The sequence below is a fragment of the Streptomyces sp. Tu 3180 genome (genome assembly GCF_009852415.1).
Taxonomy (GTDB): Bacteria; Actinomycetota; Actinomycetes; order Streptomycetales; family Streptomycetaceae; genus Streptomyces.
Map to the genome: position 1 here is coordinate 170,360 of NZ_WOXS01000002.1, position 15,070 is coordinate 185,429.

General features: G+C 68.9%; 11 protein-coding genes and 2 pseudogenes. 4 read left to right on the forward strand and 9 right to left on the reverse strand.

Annotated elements, in window-relative coordinates; genetic code table 11:
* Positions 1-125: 125 nt before the first annotated feature.
* Complete coding sequence (locus GL259_RS01990; RefSeq protein ID WP_243762195.1) at positions 126-2,885, reverse strand: LuxR family transcriptional regulator; 2,760 nt, start codon at positions 2,883-2,885, stop codon at positions 126-128.
* Between the two features lie 116 nt (positions 2,886-3,001).
* Between GL259_RS01990 and GL259_RS38310 the strand changes: the two are divergent.
* Positions 3,002-3,391: pseudogene (locus GL259_RS38310) on the forward strand (helicase); the annotation flags it as partial.
* A 248-nt stretch (positions 3,392-3,639) separates the two neighbouring features.
* Here the strand turns inward: GL259_RS38310 and GL259_RS01995 are convergent.
* The 3 genes from GL259_RS01995 to GL259_RS02005 form a co-directional block, all read right to left on the reverse strand.
* Positions 3,640-4,881, reverse strand: a complete 1,242-nt coding sequence (locus GL259_RS01995; RefSeq protein ID WP_159528659.1) for a low temperature requirement protein A — start codon at positions 4,879-4,881, stop codon at positions 3,640-3,642.
* Positions 4,878-5,171, reverse strand: a complete 294-nt coding sequence (locus tag GL259_RS02000; RefSeq protein ID WP_208026402.1) for a hypothetical protein — start codon at positions 5,169-5,171, stop codon at positions 4,878-4,880. The genes GL259_RS01995 and GL259_RS02000 overlap by 4 nt, the downstream gene beginning before the upstream one ends.
* A 510-nt stretch (positions 5,172-5,681) precedes the next feature.
* A complete protein-coding gene (locus GL259_RS02005) occupies positions 5,682-7,139 on the reverse strand; it encodes an aldehyde dehydrogenase family protein (RefSeq protein WP_208026403.1) in 1,458 nt (485 codons plus the stop codon).
* 552 nt (positions 7,140-7,691) lie between these two features.
* Here GL259_RS02005 and GL259_RS38315 point away from each other — a divergent pair.
* Positions 7,692-7,853 (forward strand): hypothetical protein, encoded by a 162-nt coding sequence (locus GL259_RS38315; RefSeq protein ID WP_243762196.1) that lies wholly within the window; start codon positions 7,692-7,694, stop codon positions 7,851-7,853.
* 182 nt (positions 7,854-8,035) lie between these two features.
* Here GL259_RS38315 and GL259_RS38320 read toward each other — a convergent pair whose 3' ends face one another.
* The 4 genes and pseudogenes from GL259_RS38320 to GL259_RS02030 form a co-directional block, all read right to left on the reverse strand.
* Positions 8,036-8,365: a transposase gene (locus GL259_RS38320; RefSeq protein WP_243762197.1), complete on the reverse strand. Its 330-nt coding sequence runs from the start codon at positions 8,363-8,365 to the stop codon at positions 8,036-8,038.
* A gap of 323 nt (positions 8,366-8,688) precedes the next feature.
* Entirely contained in the window at positions 8,689-9,285 is a 597-nt protein-coding gene (locus GL259_RS02020; protein WP_159528665.1) for an AAA family ATPase, read from the reverse strand.
* A 544-nt stretch (positions 9,286-9,829) separates the two neighbouring features.
* Positions 9,830-10,683 (reverse strand): annotated as a pseudogene (locus GL259_RS02025) (IS5 family transposase).
* Between the two features lie 66 nt (positions 10,684-10,749).
* A protein-coding gene (locus GL259_RS02030) for an IS5 family transposase (RefSeq protein WP_243762525.1) occupies positions 10,750-11,564 on the reverse strand; the annotation gives its coding sequence in 2 pieces (ribosomal slippage) (positions 10,750-11,216 and positions 11,216-11,564; 816 coding nt in all).
* A gap of 610 nt (positions 11,565-12,174) precedes the next feature.
* Between GL259_RS02030 and GL259_RS02040 the strand changes: the two genes are divergently transcribed.
* Entirely contained in the window at positions 12,175-12,735 is a 561-nt protein-coding gene (locus GL259_RS02040; RefSeq protein ID WP_159528669.1) for a transposase, read from the forward strand.
* A 335-nt stretch (positions 12,736-13,070) separates the two neighbouring features.
* Here GL259_RS02040 and GL259_RS02045 read toward each other — a convergent pair whose 3' ends face one another.
* Positions 13,071-13,229, reverse strand: a complete 159-nt coding sequence (locus tag GL259_RS02045; RefSeq protein ID WP_159528671.1) for a hypothetical protein — start codon at positions 13,227-13,229, stop codon at positions 13,071-13,073.
* Between the two features lie 432 nt (positions 13,230-13,661).
* On the opposite strand from GL259_RS02045, the gene GL259_RS02050 reads away from it, so the two are divergent.
* Positions 13,662-14,780: a hypothetical protein gene (locus GL259_RS02050; RefSeq protein WP_208026404.1), complete on the forward strand. Its 1,119-nt coding sequence runs from the start codon at positions 13,662-13,664 to the stop codon at positions 14,778-14,780.
* Positions 14,781-15,070 lie beyond the last annotated feature (290 nt).

Consider the following 15,070-nt stretch of genomic DNA (forward strand, 5'->3'; position numbering starts at 1 on the left):
GGATTCGATGTCTCCACGAGAATGGCTCGGCCACCGTGCCGACAGCCTCCGTCAGCTGACTGACATCCGGCCGACGGCTCGCTTACGTCAGTACCGGGGCAGTGCTGAGACCCGATCGGTAGCTCTCACGGCCGGGTGGCCGGAGGCTCGGGAGGCAGCGCCTCCAGAGCGTTGCGGAGCCCGGCCCGCGACGTGATCCCCAGCTTCGGGAACACACGGTAGAGATGCGACGACACGGTCCGCGGCGAAAGGAACAGACGCGACGCGATCTGCGGGTTCGACAGCCCCGTCGCCGCCAGCCTGGCGACCTCCAGCTCCTGCGGGGTGAGGGCCTCACCGGCCTTGCCCCGGCCGGTCCGCGTCATCCCGGTGGCGCGCAGCTCCGCCGCGGCCCGGGCCTCCCACGAACGGGCCCCGAGCTCCTCGAAGCGGCCGCGGGCGGCGGCCAGCTGCGCCCGGGCCTCGCGGTTGAGCCCCTGACGGCGCAGCCTCTCGCCGTACGCCAGATGAGCACGGCCGACCTCGAAGGGCCACTGCTCGACGCCCGGCAGCCCGAGCGCCTCCTCGAAGCACCGGACCATGTCCTCGGCAGCCGATGTCATCGCCGTGACCGTGGCCGCGCTCAGCGCGAACCGCGACGAGAGGTGACCGACACCGGCGTCGCGCAGCGCGTCCGCGTGCCGTCGCGCCTCCGCGTGCCGCCCGGTGCGCACGGCGGCCTCGACGAGGTCCGGCGCGGACCACACGGCCTCGGGGTTGAACGGCGGCAGCACACCCGGAGCGCAGATCGCCGTGGCGTGCCGGAACGCCGTCTCGAAGTCGGCGGCGCCGAGGGCCGCCCGGGCCGCCGCCTGGTGGGCGCAGCTTTCCAGCCGCCGCAGGCCCCTGGGACCCGACCACCCCCAGATGTCCTCGCAGTGCTCCCGGCACGCGTCGAGGGAGCCGCTCTGGGCCGCGGCCATCGCAGCGACGTAGTGCCCCACCTGGGCGAACAGGTGGTACCCCGTCTCCTCGGACAGTGCGATGAGCTCGTCCGCGGCACCGGCCGACGCCTGCCACCGGCCGGCGTACAGGTCGTCCAGGGCGACGAACATCAGGGCCGGCATGCTCGATCCCACCGCGCCGCCGTCGCGTATGACCCGGGACACGGCCTCGCGACAGCCCGGAAGCCGGTCGAGGTACGAGGCGGTCAGGGCGGTGCGGATGACCACGTCGGCGTCACTCTGGTCCCTCAGCCGCGCGATCTCCTCGTCCAGGCGGCGCAGCATGCCGTCGGTGACGGAGCCGAGGTCGTGGTGGACGCGCCCCAGCGACGCCGCGGCGGCGGGCGCTGCCTCGGGGAACCGGGCGAGCACATCGACCAGAGGCTGCCAGTGCTCGGGCCGACCCGAGTACTGGCTGGCGAGGCTGAGGGTGAACAGCGCGGTCTCCAGCTCCTCACGCGGCGGTCCGGGCATCACCGGGGCCTGCTCGACCGCCTCCATCAGGAGTGCATGGGCCGTATCGGCGTCGCCTTCCGTGACGAGCACCAGGAAGCCGGCCGTCGCGGCCGCCGAGAGCGACCGGGCCGCCGGACCGCCCTCGACCTCACGCATGATCTCGTGGCTGATCTCCAGATGGCCTGCGACCCAGGCGGCGGCATAGGCGGCCTGCGACAGGCGGCGCCTGCGGTCCGCTCGGTCGGGGCTCAGCTCGGCCGCGCGCCGCAATCTCGCGATCGCGCCGTCAGCGTCACCGCGCCGCAGGCCGCTCCGGGCCGCCGACTCCACAACGGCGGCGACCGCCTCGTCGGGCGCCGTCGTGGCTCTCGCGAGGTGATCACCGCGCCGCTCGGGCTGGTCGGCCAGCGCGTCGGCCAGCCGGCGGTGGGCGCCGCGCCGCTGTTCACCGGTGGAACCGTCGACCACCGCGGACCTGACCAGCGGATGCCTGAAGCGCACCGCGCGGCCGTTCTCCGCGACCATGACCAGGTGGTCACGCTCCGCGGGAGCGAGTTCCTCAAGGCTGCCCGGCCCGCCGGCCGCCTCGAGGACGCCGATGTCGCCGGAGCCCTCAAGAGCCGCGAGCAGCAGTACCTCGCGCGTTCCCCGCGGCAGTCGTCCGACGCGGGCGCCGTACAGAGCGCGGACATCCCGCCCCGGGCCGCTCGCCCGCCCCGCCCCTTGGCCGTGTTGGTCGCCGGACACCCCGGTGGACCCGGCGAACTCGAGCAGCGCCAGGGGATTTCCCTGCGCCTCGTGCGCCACGGTCGAAAGAACCCGGCGGGGAAGGTGGGCAAAGCGCCGGGACAGCAGCCGCAGGGCGTCCGCGTCACCCAGCGGCGCGACCTCGAGTTCCGACAGACCGGTGGACCGGAAGGATTCGCCGGGCTCCGCCCGCTGCGCTCCGAGCAGCCCGATGCGGCGGCCCCCCAGTCTTCTGGCGACGAAACCCACCGCAGCCCGGCTCGCCTGGTCGACGACATGAAGGTCATCGACCACGAGGAGCAACGGCCGCTCCTTCGCGGCCTCGTCGAACAGGGACAGTGCCGCGTTCAGGACGGCGATCCGGCTCGGCGCGGGACCGGCGCCGAGACCGAGGGCGACCTCGAGGGCCTCCCGCATGGAACGCGGCAGACGACCGAGCTCGTCCGGCAGCGAGCCAACGAGCTGATGGAGCCCCGCAAAGCTGATGTCCGTCTCGTACTCGACACCGCTCCCGCGGACGACCCGCACTCCCTTCGCCACCGCCAGCTCGGCGGTCGCGTCCAGGAGCGCCGTCTTCCCCACGCCCGGATCACCGGTGAGCAGCAGGACAGCTCCGTCCGTCCCGGCCATGTCCAGGAACGCCGCAAGCTCGGCGAGCTCGCCCTCCCGACCGACCAGCCCGGTCGGGCCGACGCCCATGCCTGTCCCTGACTTCGCCCACATCCGCCGCGTCCCTCGTCCTGCCTCGCGAAGCGGTCGGACCACCAGCCACGCACTTGATCAGGAAGTATCGCACCCATCGGCGAACGGAGCGTGAAGCCATCTGCTTCGCCGGCACCCGCGGCTCCCAAACGAAGATCATGCAGGACACCAGCCGGGCGCTGCAGCCCCACCGCAACGACAGCACCAAGGTCGCGCGGATCACCGTGCCGGTCCTCCTCCCGCCCGGCAAAGATCCGGCTGACACGGTCGCCTCCGCCAGCTACCGCCCCCTCGTCGCCGTCCTCCGAGGCCTGCGCAGTCATGATGAACGACTCGTCGAGCAGCTCGCCTCCCGCGCCCACACCAGCGGACAGCGCAAGATCCACGTCCGAGGCGACGAAGACGGACGGATCATCGGCGGCGAGGACGACGGCGAAGACCAGGAACACGACGACGCCGACGCCGCTGCCGAGTCCGCCCTGCTCCACTTCTCCACCCCGCGCGGCCACAGCGAACAGATCACGGTCGACGGCGAGACAGAACCGGTGGGCGTACGGTCGCGTGGGTCACCGCGCCCGCGCCCCGCCGTGAGGACGTCGTCCAGGGCCAGCGGGTTCGCGGTGCCGAGCGGGTGCGTCCCCGTAGCCGGCGTGAACCGCGTGTCGCCGTCGTTGAGCAGGTGCACCGGGCGCACGGCACGGGCGCCGTCGTACGCCGTGCCGACCAGGTCCCCGCGGCGGCGAGGGTTCCCTCACAGAACTGGCACCGCGACGCTTTCCTCGCCCCTCCCGCGCTTCGGGCTCGCCCCGAGCGCCGTCAGCGTCACCCCGGTTGCCACCGCCAGCGCCGCCACCAGCCCCGCCGCGAGCACCGCCCAGTGACCCAGGAACGTACAGACGACCACCAGCAGCGCCGTGGCCGGCAGCACCGACTGCTGGGCGATCCCCACCTTGTAGAAGCGCGAGTGCAGCGCCCACACCGTGAGCAGGAACAGCGCTGTCGGCAGCGTCACCGCCGCCGACGCCGACAGCGCCGAGAGGTGCGCCTTGCCCACCGCATGCTCCACCGCCACCTCCAGGCCGGCCCCGATCGCGGCACCCGAGACGAAGATCAGGTAATGGCCGTAACCCCAGAGGAAGGACTGCCGGTTCGACCGGAGGTGCCCGTGGATGGGGACCGCGAAGTACACCCACCAGGCGGCGAAGACGATCAGTAGTCCGCCGGCGGCGATGGGCAGCAACTCACCCAGAGCGTTGTGCTCGTCGATCCCCGACTTCACGGCGACGGTTGCCGCCGCGATGGTCTCGCCGAGCACGATGAGCGTGAGCAGCCCGTACCGTTCGGCGATGTGGTGGGGGTGCCACGGCGTGGGGTGGGCCCGCTCCGCATACAGCGGTACGGCCATCTCCAGCAGCGTCATCACCAGGAAGAGCCACGGGCGGCCGGTCTCCGGCAGGGCCAGTAGTCCCAGCCAGCCGATCTGGCACAGCCCGATGGCGTACCGCAGCGCCATCGTCCGCTCGGGGCCCTGGCTCGACCGCGCCACGCGCAGCCACTGCGCCGTCATGGCGAGCCGCATGATCACATAGCCCAGGATGACGACCAGGTACGCGTGTTCCTCGGAGGCCTGGGAGACGCCTGCCGTCAGGACGAGCACGCCGGCTATCTGGATCAGCGTGACGATCCTGTACAGCACGTCGTCGTTGTCGTAAGACGAGGCGAACCACGTGAAGTTCATCCACGCCCACCAGATGGCGAAGAAGATCATCAAGTAGTTGAGGATCCCCTCGCCCGTGTGTCCCTCGACTATGGCGTGCACCAACTGGGCGCCTGCCTGGGCTATGGCCACGATGAAGCACAGGTCGAAGAAGAGCTCCAGTGAGGAGACGCCGCGGTGGGTCTCGTCGCGGCCTCGCGCCGTGAGCCTGCGCAGTGGTCTGCGGTGTGCGGGCGCCGCGGTGCACACCGGCGGCGGAGTCGGACTGCTTGTCATCTGGTGAGCCAAGCTCCGAAATGCCGCTGCAGTCGGGGATTGATCTGCCAGACCATCGCTGCTGCCGCCGCCGGGACGAGTACGGCGAGTCGCACCGGCAGGTACAGATCCTCCAGAACAGGGTTCGTGGCCAGGCCCAGCAGGACGATGGTGGGGTAGATACCGCACACGGTGAGGAGCCACAGCTTCCAACGCCGGGCGGCGGCCGGAACGGTGGGGCCGAGCCGGGGTTCGGCGTTCGCGGACGCGTTCCGGCTCTGCTCCCGGAGCGTGTGCCGGATGTCTGTCACTGCCGGTGGGCTTGGCAGTCCAGGGTCGTCGGCACCGTAGGCATGGGACACAATTCCCTCGTTCATGGACCACTCCACATCGAAATGCTGCGTATCGTTTTGATTCCATCGGTTCCTGCGCGACCGAGGCGATGTTGGCGCTGCGTGAGGGGCTGCCCGCGCGCAACAGCGGCAGCAGTTGCCGGGTGAGCAGCACAGGGCTCAGGTGGTTCACCGCCAGCCGCTGCTGGTGCCGTGCCGCCACTTCGGCCGCGAGTCGCTGGGTCTTGGCCGGAGCGGACAGGTCGGCGATGTATTGCTCGGCCCTGAAACGTTGCGCGATCGGCACCGGTTGCTGCGGGTTACGATCGTGCAGAAGCAACTGGTGCCCGACTTCCGCAAGCTCCTCAGCCAGAGCGAGACCAAGACCGTTCGTCGCTCCGGTGAGCGGAATCGACGGCATGGTGCGGCCTTCTTGTGCGGGGGCCCGGGCCCGGCGCCCGGGCGGGCGCCGGCCGGGTCATGATCTGATCAGTGAGCGGACTGGGTGTGGTCCTGCTCCACGTACACCTTGAGGGCCTGGAACTCCTCGATCGCTCGCGGGCCGCACAGATAGCCGTAACCGCTGCCCTTGACGCCGCCCTCCTCGAAGTCCTCGCTGATGGCTCCCCAGGTGTTGATCCATACGGTGCCGGTGCGGATGCGCCGGGCGATCCGGCGGGCCTTCATCGAGTCCGAGCTGAACACCGAGGCGGCCAGGCCGTAGATGGTGGCGTTCGCCTTGGTCACGGCGTCGTCCTCGTCGTCGAAGATCTCGAACGTCTGGACCGGGCCGAAGACCTCTTCCTGCACGATCCGGACGTCGGTGCGGTCCACCTCGATCAGGCTCGGCCGGTAGAACGCACCGGCGGCCAGGGGGCCGTCGGTGACCACGCCGCCGCGCAGCAGTACCGTGCCGTACGAGGTGGCTTCCTCGACGATCGCGTCCACCCGCTGGGCGGACGCCCGGTCGATCACCGGGCCGAGCTGGGCATCCTTGTCGTCGCCCGAGCCGAGCCGCACCTGCGCGAGCGCGCTGGTGAGTCGGGTGCGCACCTGGTCGGCGATGTCCCGGTGAACCAGTACGCGGGAGCCGGTGCAGCAGAACTGCCCGTTCATCAGCACCAGCGACTGCACCACGGTCGGGATCACCATGTCCAGATCGGCGTCGGGAAGGATCACCATCGGCGCCTTGCCGCCCAGTTCCAGACCGAGCCGCTTGAGCGTGGTGGAGGCCGCGGCCGCGATACGGCGCCCGACCGGCGTGCTGCCGGTGTAGTTGATCACGTCGACCTTGTCCGAGGAGACCAGGAACGGGGCCCCGGTGTTGCCGGACTCGGTGAACACGCTGACCACGCCCGCCGGGATCTCCGTGACCGAGGCCAGGACCTGCGCGAAAAGCTCATTGGTCAGTGCCGTCTGAGCCGGAAGTTTGACCACGACGGTGCAGCCGGCGGCCAGTGCCGGGCCCAGTGCCCGCACGGTCAGCATGATGGGGGAGTTCCAGGGAGAGATGATCCCGGCGACACCGAGCGGCTCGGGCACCGAGTGGGTGTACTGGCCGGGTGCCGTCTCGGCGGCGCGCCCGGCGCTCTGGGTGCGTGCAGAGGCCGCCGCGTACCGCAGCCACCCGACCGCGCCGCTGACCTCCCACGTGGTCTCACCCAGCAGCTTGCCGTTCTCCCGGGACAACATGGCCGCAATCTCGGGCACCCGGGCCTCGAGGGCGTCGGCCAGCCGGCTGAGTGCGGTCGCCCGGAGCGAGGGAGTGCGCGCCCATTCGGTGGTCTCGAACGCGGCGGCGGCGGCGTCCACGGCGGCCGAGGCCTCCACCTCACCACCGTCGTAGAAGGAGCCGACGACTGTGCCGTCGGCCGGGTTGATCGATTCCAGAACCGAGCCGGAGCCGGTCCACCGTCCGTTGATCCAGTGCTGCGCGATGGTGTTCATGGTCCGCTCCTCGTGGTCTCGCCCGGGTACCGGGCGGGTTCGATGTCTCCACGAGAATGGCTCGGCCACCGTGCCGACAGCCTCCGTCAGCTGACTGACATCCGGCCGACGGCTCGCTTAGAAGCCGTTGTCTTTCCGAGAATGGCGGGTGTGTTTCCGCTGGTCAGGTGTGGGGGCGGCGTTTCGGCGGCAGGGACGAGGTGTCGTGTCGTCTCTTCGGTGGAGGTGCCGGGATGCCGTCGGTGATGGGGTTGCTGGAGGAGCGTGAACGCGCCGCTCGGCAGCGGGTGGAGGCTCTCCAGGACGAGCTGCGGGAGGCCGAGGCAGTGTGGGAGCGGTTCGTGATCGCCCGCGAGACGATGGGCGAGGTCTGGCGGAGAGCCCCGCGGTGGTGGGGACCGGTCGTCAGCCGTATTGACCGACGGACGGCCGGTCCAGGGCAGGGCGGCGGTGCCCGGTTCGGTGGTGCCGCACTGGCAGTAAGGAGTTGCTCCGACGGTTCTGGCGCCTGGTTACCGGCGGATCATGCACGTCCTGGCCGGCGGAGACACGATGGACTGTCGACAGCTCGCGGCGGCGCTCGGACTGGAGCGGGTCCCGGCGAAGGTGGAAGGGGTGCGGTCGAAGGCGGAGTTGCTGGTCTCGCGGGGCTGGCTGACGGAGAACCGTCCGGGGCTGTTCAGCGTGTCCGTCGCGCCAGTCGGCGGCTCATGACGATGCTCATCGACCAGCGGATCACCATTTCCGAGGTATCGGTGCGCGTCTCGTAGTCGCGGGCCAGCCGACGTGAGTGCATCAGCCACGCGGTTGGGTGGACCGCGCGGCGAGGTGCTCGCCGTGAGGGCGAGTCCTGTTCCGCGCGGCCTCCCGCCGAACCGGACACGACGGTTTCCCGGTCATCCGGCTCTCTTCACCGACTGCGCGTCGATGACGCCCGCCGTCGGTTCCGCATCCCGGCCCGCAGCCTCGTGGACCCTCTCGCGCAGCCGGTCATGGAACTCGGCGGTCAGACCCCTGTCCCGCCGGCGCCGGAAGAAGGCGTAGACGCGGTCCCAGGCGGGGAAGTCCGCGGGCATCGCCCGCCAGGCGATGCCGCCCGCAACCAGGTAGCGCACCGCGTCGACCATCTGCCGGTGGCAGTAGCTCTCCGGTTGCCCGCCGCGGCCCTCCAGCCAGCCGGGGACCGGCATCGCGTCGCGGACGACGGCCCACTCCGCGTCGCTCATGTCCGATGGATACCTCGGTCGCCTGTGCGGATGGTTCGCAGCGTTCCCGAACCGATGAGCAAGGCAATCACACGTCAGGGAAGCCGGATTGGACGACATCGATGCCGGCACGGAAGGCTGCAGCACCAGGGGCCTCCTGTTGCTCGGTTGGATTCGACACCCACGAGCTGTGCGGGAGGCCCCGCTGTCCTGTCGGAGCGAAGTTGACTGTGGATCTCGCGTTGAGCTGCGGGTTTGCCAGTTGTGGTGAGACTGGCATGGCTCAGGATTCTTACTGCACCTGGCTTCTGTGGAAGTCCAGCGTGGCATGAGCGCGTTTGGCCCTAGCCGAAGAGGCTGTGCTTCGTCGTCGGTGGTTCTTGGCTGTCCGTCAGGTAGCGTCGTCGGAGACGGGTGAAGGCGGTGGGGCTGGGGCGGTGCGCGAGGAGTTCCTTGATGCGCTGTGCGCATTCGCGTGGGCTTGCCGCGCTGGTGTCGCACTCCACGTCGTAGTCGCCGTGGGCGTGGACCAGGTCGTATTGGTGCGCCGCGAGGCCCGGCGGGCGGTCGCCCCGGGCCAGCTCGCGGCGGGCCAGCTCGTCCAGCGGGCAGTGGACGCCGACAAACAGTACGTCCTCGGGCGGCAGCACTGTCAGGCAGTCGAGCAGTCGCCACGGCTCGCTCAGCACATGGTCGACCACGATGTCGTTGCCCACCTCGGCCATGGCCGCGATCGAGCGGTGGAAGCCCATCCTGGTCCGCCGCAGCGCGGCGTCGAGCTCCTCCGCCTCAAGCTCCCGCTTGCTGCGCATCGAGTTGAAGCTGTCGACCGCCAGGTGGAAGAAGACGCCGTCGTCCAGGATGTCCAGAAGCTCCCGGGCGATGCTCGACTTCCCTGAACTGGAGGTGCCATTGAGGAAGATGATCCGACCAGATGTCATATCGGCATGGTCACATGGTGCCGTTCCGGCTCCGCGTTGAGGGGATCTCCCGTAGATCTCGGCGCCCGGCAAGACGGCAGTCCTGGACGCCGTAGGCTCGCAGGTTGTGAGCCGACAGGGTGGAATTGGCAGCGAGCTTGTCGCTTGTCCGAAGGCTGATCAATCGGGTGTCTGGGCTGCGATCGCCACCCCCGACAGCCACGTACATGCCGAAGCCGACCGTGACAGGTGCAATGAGAACGAGACCAGCGAAGTGAGATCAAACCCCACGAACGAAGCAAACGCCGCCGCTCAGCACGCGACGCAATGAGAATCCGCCACCGCGAACGAGAAGCAGCGGGAATCCGACAGCTTCAATGCGACAGGACACCGTCCTCCTCGGCCCTGTTCTCGTATAGCTACGGTGAACGGACATGTAGCGCAGGGCGAGGCTCGGGGCTGGAGCGGGCGTGAGGGTCGACGGCACAGCGATCGGCGGTGGCAGCGATTCAGCTTCGAGGTTCACTTATCGGACTTCCGGCGCGCCTAGGCCGTTTCCTTTGGATCACCTTGCGGACCAGATGAAGATGGCGGCGAGGTGGAGTCCGGCGAGGTAGATGGTGGCGGTCTTGTCGTAGCGAGTGGCCAGGCCGCGCCACTGCTTCAGCTTGTTGATGCACCGCTCGACGGTGTTTCGCTGCTTGTAGGCCTCGCGGTCGAAGGCCGGCGGACGGCCGCCGCGACTGCCGAGCCGCTTGCGGTTTGCGGCCTGGTCGGCGGGCTGCGGGATCACCGCCCGGATTCCGCGGCGCCGCAGATGACGACGGATCGCCCGTGAGGAGTAGGCCTTGTCGGCCAGGACCGCATCCGGTGTGACTCTCGGCCGGCCGGTCCGGCGAGGCACCCGTAATCGGGCCATGACCTGCTCGAATGCGGGTGCGTCTCCAGCCTGCCCGGGTGTGACGACGAATGCCAGCGGCCTGCAGCGGCCATCGGCGGCGAGGTGGATCTTCGTGGTCAGACCACCGCGGGACCGTCCGAGGGCATGGTCGGACGGCTCGCCTGCCGGAGCCCCTTTTGACGGGCCCCGGCCGCGTGCTGATGAGCCCGCACGATCGTGGAGTCGACCGCGACGACCCAGTCCAAGTCGCCCTCGGCGTCAGCCTGGGCGAGCAGAGCCGTGAACACCTTCTCCCACGTCCCGTCCGCGGCCCACATCCGCAACCGATTGTGGGCGCCCTTCCACGAGCCGAAGTGCTCGGGCAGGTCCATCCACGGCGTGCCGGTGCGGTACTTGAACGCGATCGCGTCGATCACCTGCCGGTGATCCCGCCACCGACCACCCCGCTTCGGGGTCCGGTCCGGCAGCAACGGCTCGATCCTCGCCCACTGGGCGTCAGTCAATGACACATCAACCAACGATCAGATGATCTGAAGGAAACGGCCTAGTGACTCGCCAGGATAGTGCCGCAGTAAGACCGTGTCCTACATGGTCAGGTTGAGGAGCCGTTTGTAGCAGCAGAGCGCGGCTGCCAGTCCGAGAAAGGCCAGGTAGTTGCGGGGGCGTCGTTCGTAGCGGTGGTTGAGTCGGCGGTAGCCGGTCAGCCAGGACATGGTGCGTTCGATGACCCATCTGCGTCGGCCGAGTCGCTCGCTGGAGTCGATGCCTTTGCGGGCGATGCGGACGCCGATGTGCTTGCCCCATAGCCATCGCCGCAGGTGAGGGATGTCGTATGCCTTGTCCGCGTGGAGACGCCCAGGCTTGGAATCGGTCGCGTGGGATTCGTGTCCCATGTGGAAGTGGGACAGCATCGGCTTCAGGGCGAGGCTGTCGTGGGTGTTGGCCGCGGAGAGTCCGACGCGTAGGGGCAGTCCGTTCGCGTCGGACAAGACGTGCATCTTGGAACCCGGCTTACCCCGGTCCACGGGGCTCGGACCTGTGTGTTCGCCCCTTTTTTAGCGCGGACGTGAGCGGAGTCGAGGACAGCGCGCGACAGGTCGACGAGGTTCTGGCCGTCCAGGAGCTCGAGCACCTTCTGGTGCAGTCGTCCCCACACACCGGCCCGGGACCAGATGAGAAACCGGCGGTGCACGGTCGACTCCGATGCCCCAAAGCACGGCGGCAACGCCCGCCAGGCACAGCCACTGACCAGCACATAGATGATCGCGGCGAACACCGCCTCGTCATCGATGTTCGCGACCCCGCCGCCCTGCGGACGCACCCGCGCCGGCGGCAGCAGTGGCCTGGCGATCTCCCACAGGCCATCCGGCACGATCCATCCCCACCGCCCACTCCCCATGACCAGTCCAACGACCAACTGACCATGTAGGACACGGTCTTACTGAGTTTTTCGTTAGTTCTGTGGTGGTTGGGGCTTCGGCAGTGTGAGCATGAGGGTGTGTCTTCCAAGCCGCAGGATGCTGTTGCTGATGTCTCCGTTCTGCCGCTGACGCGGCCGCAGTTGGCCGAGGCCCGTCGCATGCGCGCGGCCGAGTTGTTCGAGCAGAGACGTCCTTCGTCCGAGGTTGCCCGGGCGGTGGGGATGCATCCCGAGAGTGTGCGCCGGTGGAAACGCCTGTGGGAGCAGGGCGGGGCTGAGGCATTGCGGCGGCATCCGGCCACCGGTCGGCCGCCCAAGCTGGACGACGCCCAGGTCGAAGCGGTGCGAGCCGCCTTGGAGCGGGGCGCTCAGGCGCACGGGTTCGAGGCGGACCTGTGGACGTTGGAACGGGTCGGCGTGGTGGTTGAGCGGGTGACCGGGGTGACGCTGGCCCGGGCCTCGGTATGGCGCCTGCTGACCGGGCGGCTGGGATGGAGTCTGCAGCGGCCCCGGCGCCAGGCCGTCGAGCGGGACGAGTGCGAGATCGCCCGATGGGTCGCCCACGAGTGGCCGCGCATCAAAAAGGGCGGTGAAGAAACGTGCCTGGATCGTGTTCCTCGACGAATCAGGCGTATCGCTGCTGCCCGGGGTGCGCCGCACCTACGCACCCCGCGGCCGCACCCCTACTCTGCGGCACCGGCTGAACTGGAAACGAGCGGGGATGGCCGCCGCGCTGGGCTACCACGCCGCCGACCCCGAACGCGGCCCGCGGCTGTGCTTCCGCCTCAAGCCGGGCAGCTACGACACCACTTCCCTGATCGAGGTGCTGGAACAGATCAAGACCTTCTACGCCGGTGAGTCGGTGGTGTTGGTATGGGACGGACTGTCCGCCCACTGGAGCCGGGGCATGCGGGCCTGGGCGACCGAGCAGGACTGGCTGACGCTGGAGCGGCTGCCGGCCTACGCACCCGAACTCAACCCGGTCGAACTGCTGTGGTCGGCCATCAAGACCCGCGAACTGGCCAACCTCGCCGGCGACCACCTCACCGATGCCGCCGACGCCGCCGAACGCGGCATCCACCGAGTCTGCTCCAGCGAGCAACTCCCGTGGTCCTTCCTCACCCACACCGGCCTGAAAATCCATCCCTAACCACCACAGAACTAACGAAAAACTCAGTAGGAGAGAGGCGGGGTGACCTGCGGGCTGATCTGCGGCTTCGTCAGCCGAGGAAGCGTGCGGCTACTCGACCGCGAGGCACCGGCGTTAACCGTGGCTGACCCCTGCATCTGGCACGGTTGTGGCACGAACCTCAGCCGACGACAGTCAGCCACGATGGTGGGTGCGCCGGCCGACCAGGCGCGCGTGTTCCTCGCTGCGCCCCCACCGACCTTCACCACGCTGCCAGTACCGTCGACTAGAGCAAGTCACGACGGCCGACACGTGCTAACGATGCCTGAGTCCTCAGCTTGGGAAGCTGGCTGCGATCATTTGCGGGCGGTTCGGGTGCTGAACTGGGTCAACGACCAAGGGTCAGCCTTGTGGGGCTCGGTGGCTTTCACCGTGGTTCCCCGCTCGATCTGGTGCGCTTGCGGTGCCGGGTTGCCGCGCTGCATGCCGGGTATCCGTCCCTGCGTGCTGGCCATCGTGTACCGGTCCTATGCCGCGACGACGACCGTTTGGGCATTCGTGCTGTCGGTTCTGGTCGTGTTGGTCGTGGGCTGGTACGTCCGGCGTCGCAGGTAGGTGTGACCACCGCATGAGGTGAGAGGCTGGGGCGCTCTGCCGGTGACCTGAGGATTCACTGGCTGAGCTGACAGGCAGGGATACGCCCGCCGGCTCATCTCCCCTGTCACTGGCACTGCCGTGTCACGCGACGAACGGATGGCTCGGAACTTGGCCGCCCCCTCCGTTGTCCGGTGGTCAACCACCGTGGTGGCCGCGCTGCACTGAGAGGAACAGTTCTGTCCGTTTATGCCCTCTGACAGGGCCTGTGCGTCAAGGGGCGCCGACGTTGTCCCGGGGGCATCCTGGGGGCACGGGTAATCGCCGGAGCAGCCGACGAGAAGGGTCCGGTCGTGAGGGTATCGTCACAGGGCGTTACGGTCGTGGCTCTCCTGGCGGATCCGGACGCGCCGACGGAGATCGCGCAGCGTATGGCCCGGATGCTCCCTGCTCGGCTAGCCGACAGGTCGGGCCAGGGGCGACGGTTCGACGTCGAGGTGGTCAGTGAGCCCTTCAGCGCAGGGACTGAGGACCTGGCCACGCTGACGTGTCGGATCATGGACCGCGGGCGTGCGGAGCATTGGGACATCGTCGTGGCCCTCACCGACCTTCCGTTGCACTCGCACGGGCGCAAGCTTGTTGTGGATCTGAGTCATGAGCACGGCCTGGCGCTACTCTCCCTTCCGTCGTTGGGGGGCCTGCGTTTTGAGAGAAGGGCCCTGCGGGCGGTGGAGGAGGCCGTTCTCAGCTTGGCGGGTGCGCGAGCCACTGGAGCTGAGGAATCTCCTCAAGGTCAGTCGCTGGAACGTTTCGCCGGTCGTCTTGCGCCTGTTCACCCGGGCCCGATCGGTGAGGAGGAGACCGCTGATCTCCGGTACGTCGTCAGCGGGCCGCGTGGTTACCTGAGGGTGCTCTTCGGTATGGTTCGCGCCAACCGGCCGTGGCGGTTGGTCCCGGGTCTCTCGAAGGCCCTGGCGGCCGCACTCGCCACGGGAGCAATTGCCACGGTGAACTCCACCCTCTGGAGTCTGGCTGCGTCCTTGGGTACGCCGCGCCTCGTGATTGCCATGGTCGGGTCCGTCGCGCTCATGATCGGCTGGTTGATCGTGGACGCGCACCTGTGGCATCGAGCGGCGGAGGCCTCGCCGGAGGCGAGGAAGCGGGCAGCTCTCTACAACGCCTCGACGGTCGTGACTGTGGGCATCGGGGTGCTCGTCTGCTACGTGGGTTTGTTGGTCATCAACTTGGTGTGGGCGCTCTTCATCCTCAACGACCAAGTGTTCGCCTCCATGACGCGGACCCCGCTGCACGCCACGGAATACTGGACGCTGTCCTGGTTCGTCGCTTCGGTCGCCACGGTGGGCGGCGCGCTGGGATCTGGCCTGGAGAGCGACGAGGCGATCCGGGCAGCCGCTTATTCCAAGCGCGAACAGGAACGTCGCCGCATGCTGGAGGACGACCACGGTGACTAGCTGGTGATCTGAGTCGGAGATGCGTCTTTGGTCGCTGGTCGGCTGGATGCGAAGAAATCCGCTGATCGATCGAGGAATGGTCGTTTCGCGTCGGAGGCCGATGGGGACTCGCACGGCACGCCGCCGGGCGCCGAAGCTCCACCTGGCGGGCCGGTGGCGGCACCACCGTTTCATCTGATCCGGGTGAACGGCCCGTAGAGGCGTGCCGGAGCCATGGACCCCGGCGTAGCAACTTCCGAGAGTCAGGCTCTTTGCGCCGTCTCATCATCGCCGTGCCGCGGTCGTGCCGC

Bases quoted from the DNA above. Each gene is read 5' to 3' on its own strand.
- GL259_RS01990 (WP_243762195.1), bottom strand. From the start codon at position 2,885: ATGGGCGTCGGCCCGACCGGGCTGGTCGGTCGGGAGGGCGAGCTCGCC.
- GL259_RS01995 (WP_159528659.1), bottom strand. From the start codon at position 4,881: ATGACAAGCAGTCCGACTCCGCCGCCGGTGTGCACCGCGGCGCCCGCA.
- GL259_RS02005 (WP_208026403.1), bottom strand. From the start codon at position 7,139: ATGAACACCATCGCGCAGCACTGGATCAACGGACGGTGGACCGGCTCC.
- GL259_RS38315 (WP_243762196.1), top strand. From the start codon at position 7,692: ATGGACTGTCGACAGCTCGCGGCGGCGCTCGGACTGGAGCGGGTCCCG.
- GL259_RS38320 (WP_243762197.1), bottom strand. From the start codon at position 8,365: ATGAGCGACGCGGAGTGGGCCGTCGTCCGCGACGCGATGCCGGTCCCC.
- GL259_RS02020 (WP_159528665.1), bottom strand. From the start codon at position 9,285: ATGACATCTGGTCGGATCATCTTCCTCAATGGCACCTCCAGTTCAGGG.
- GL259_RS02045 (WP_159528671.1), bottom strand. From the start codon at position 13,229: ATGGCCAGCACGCAGGGACGGATACCCGGCATGCAGCGCGGCAACCCG.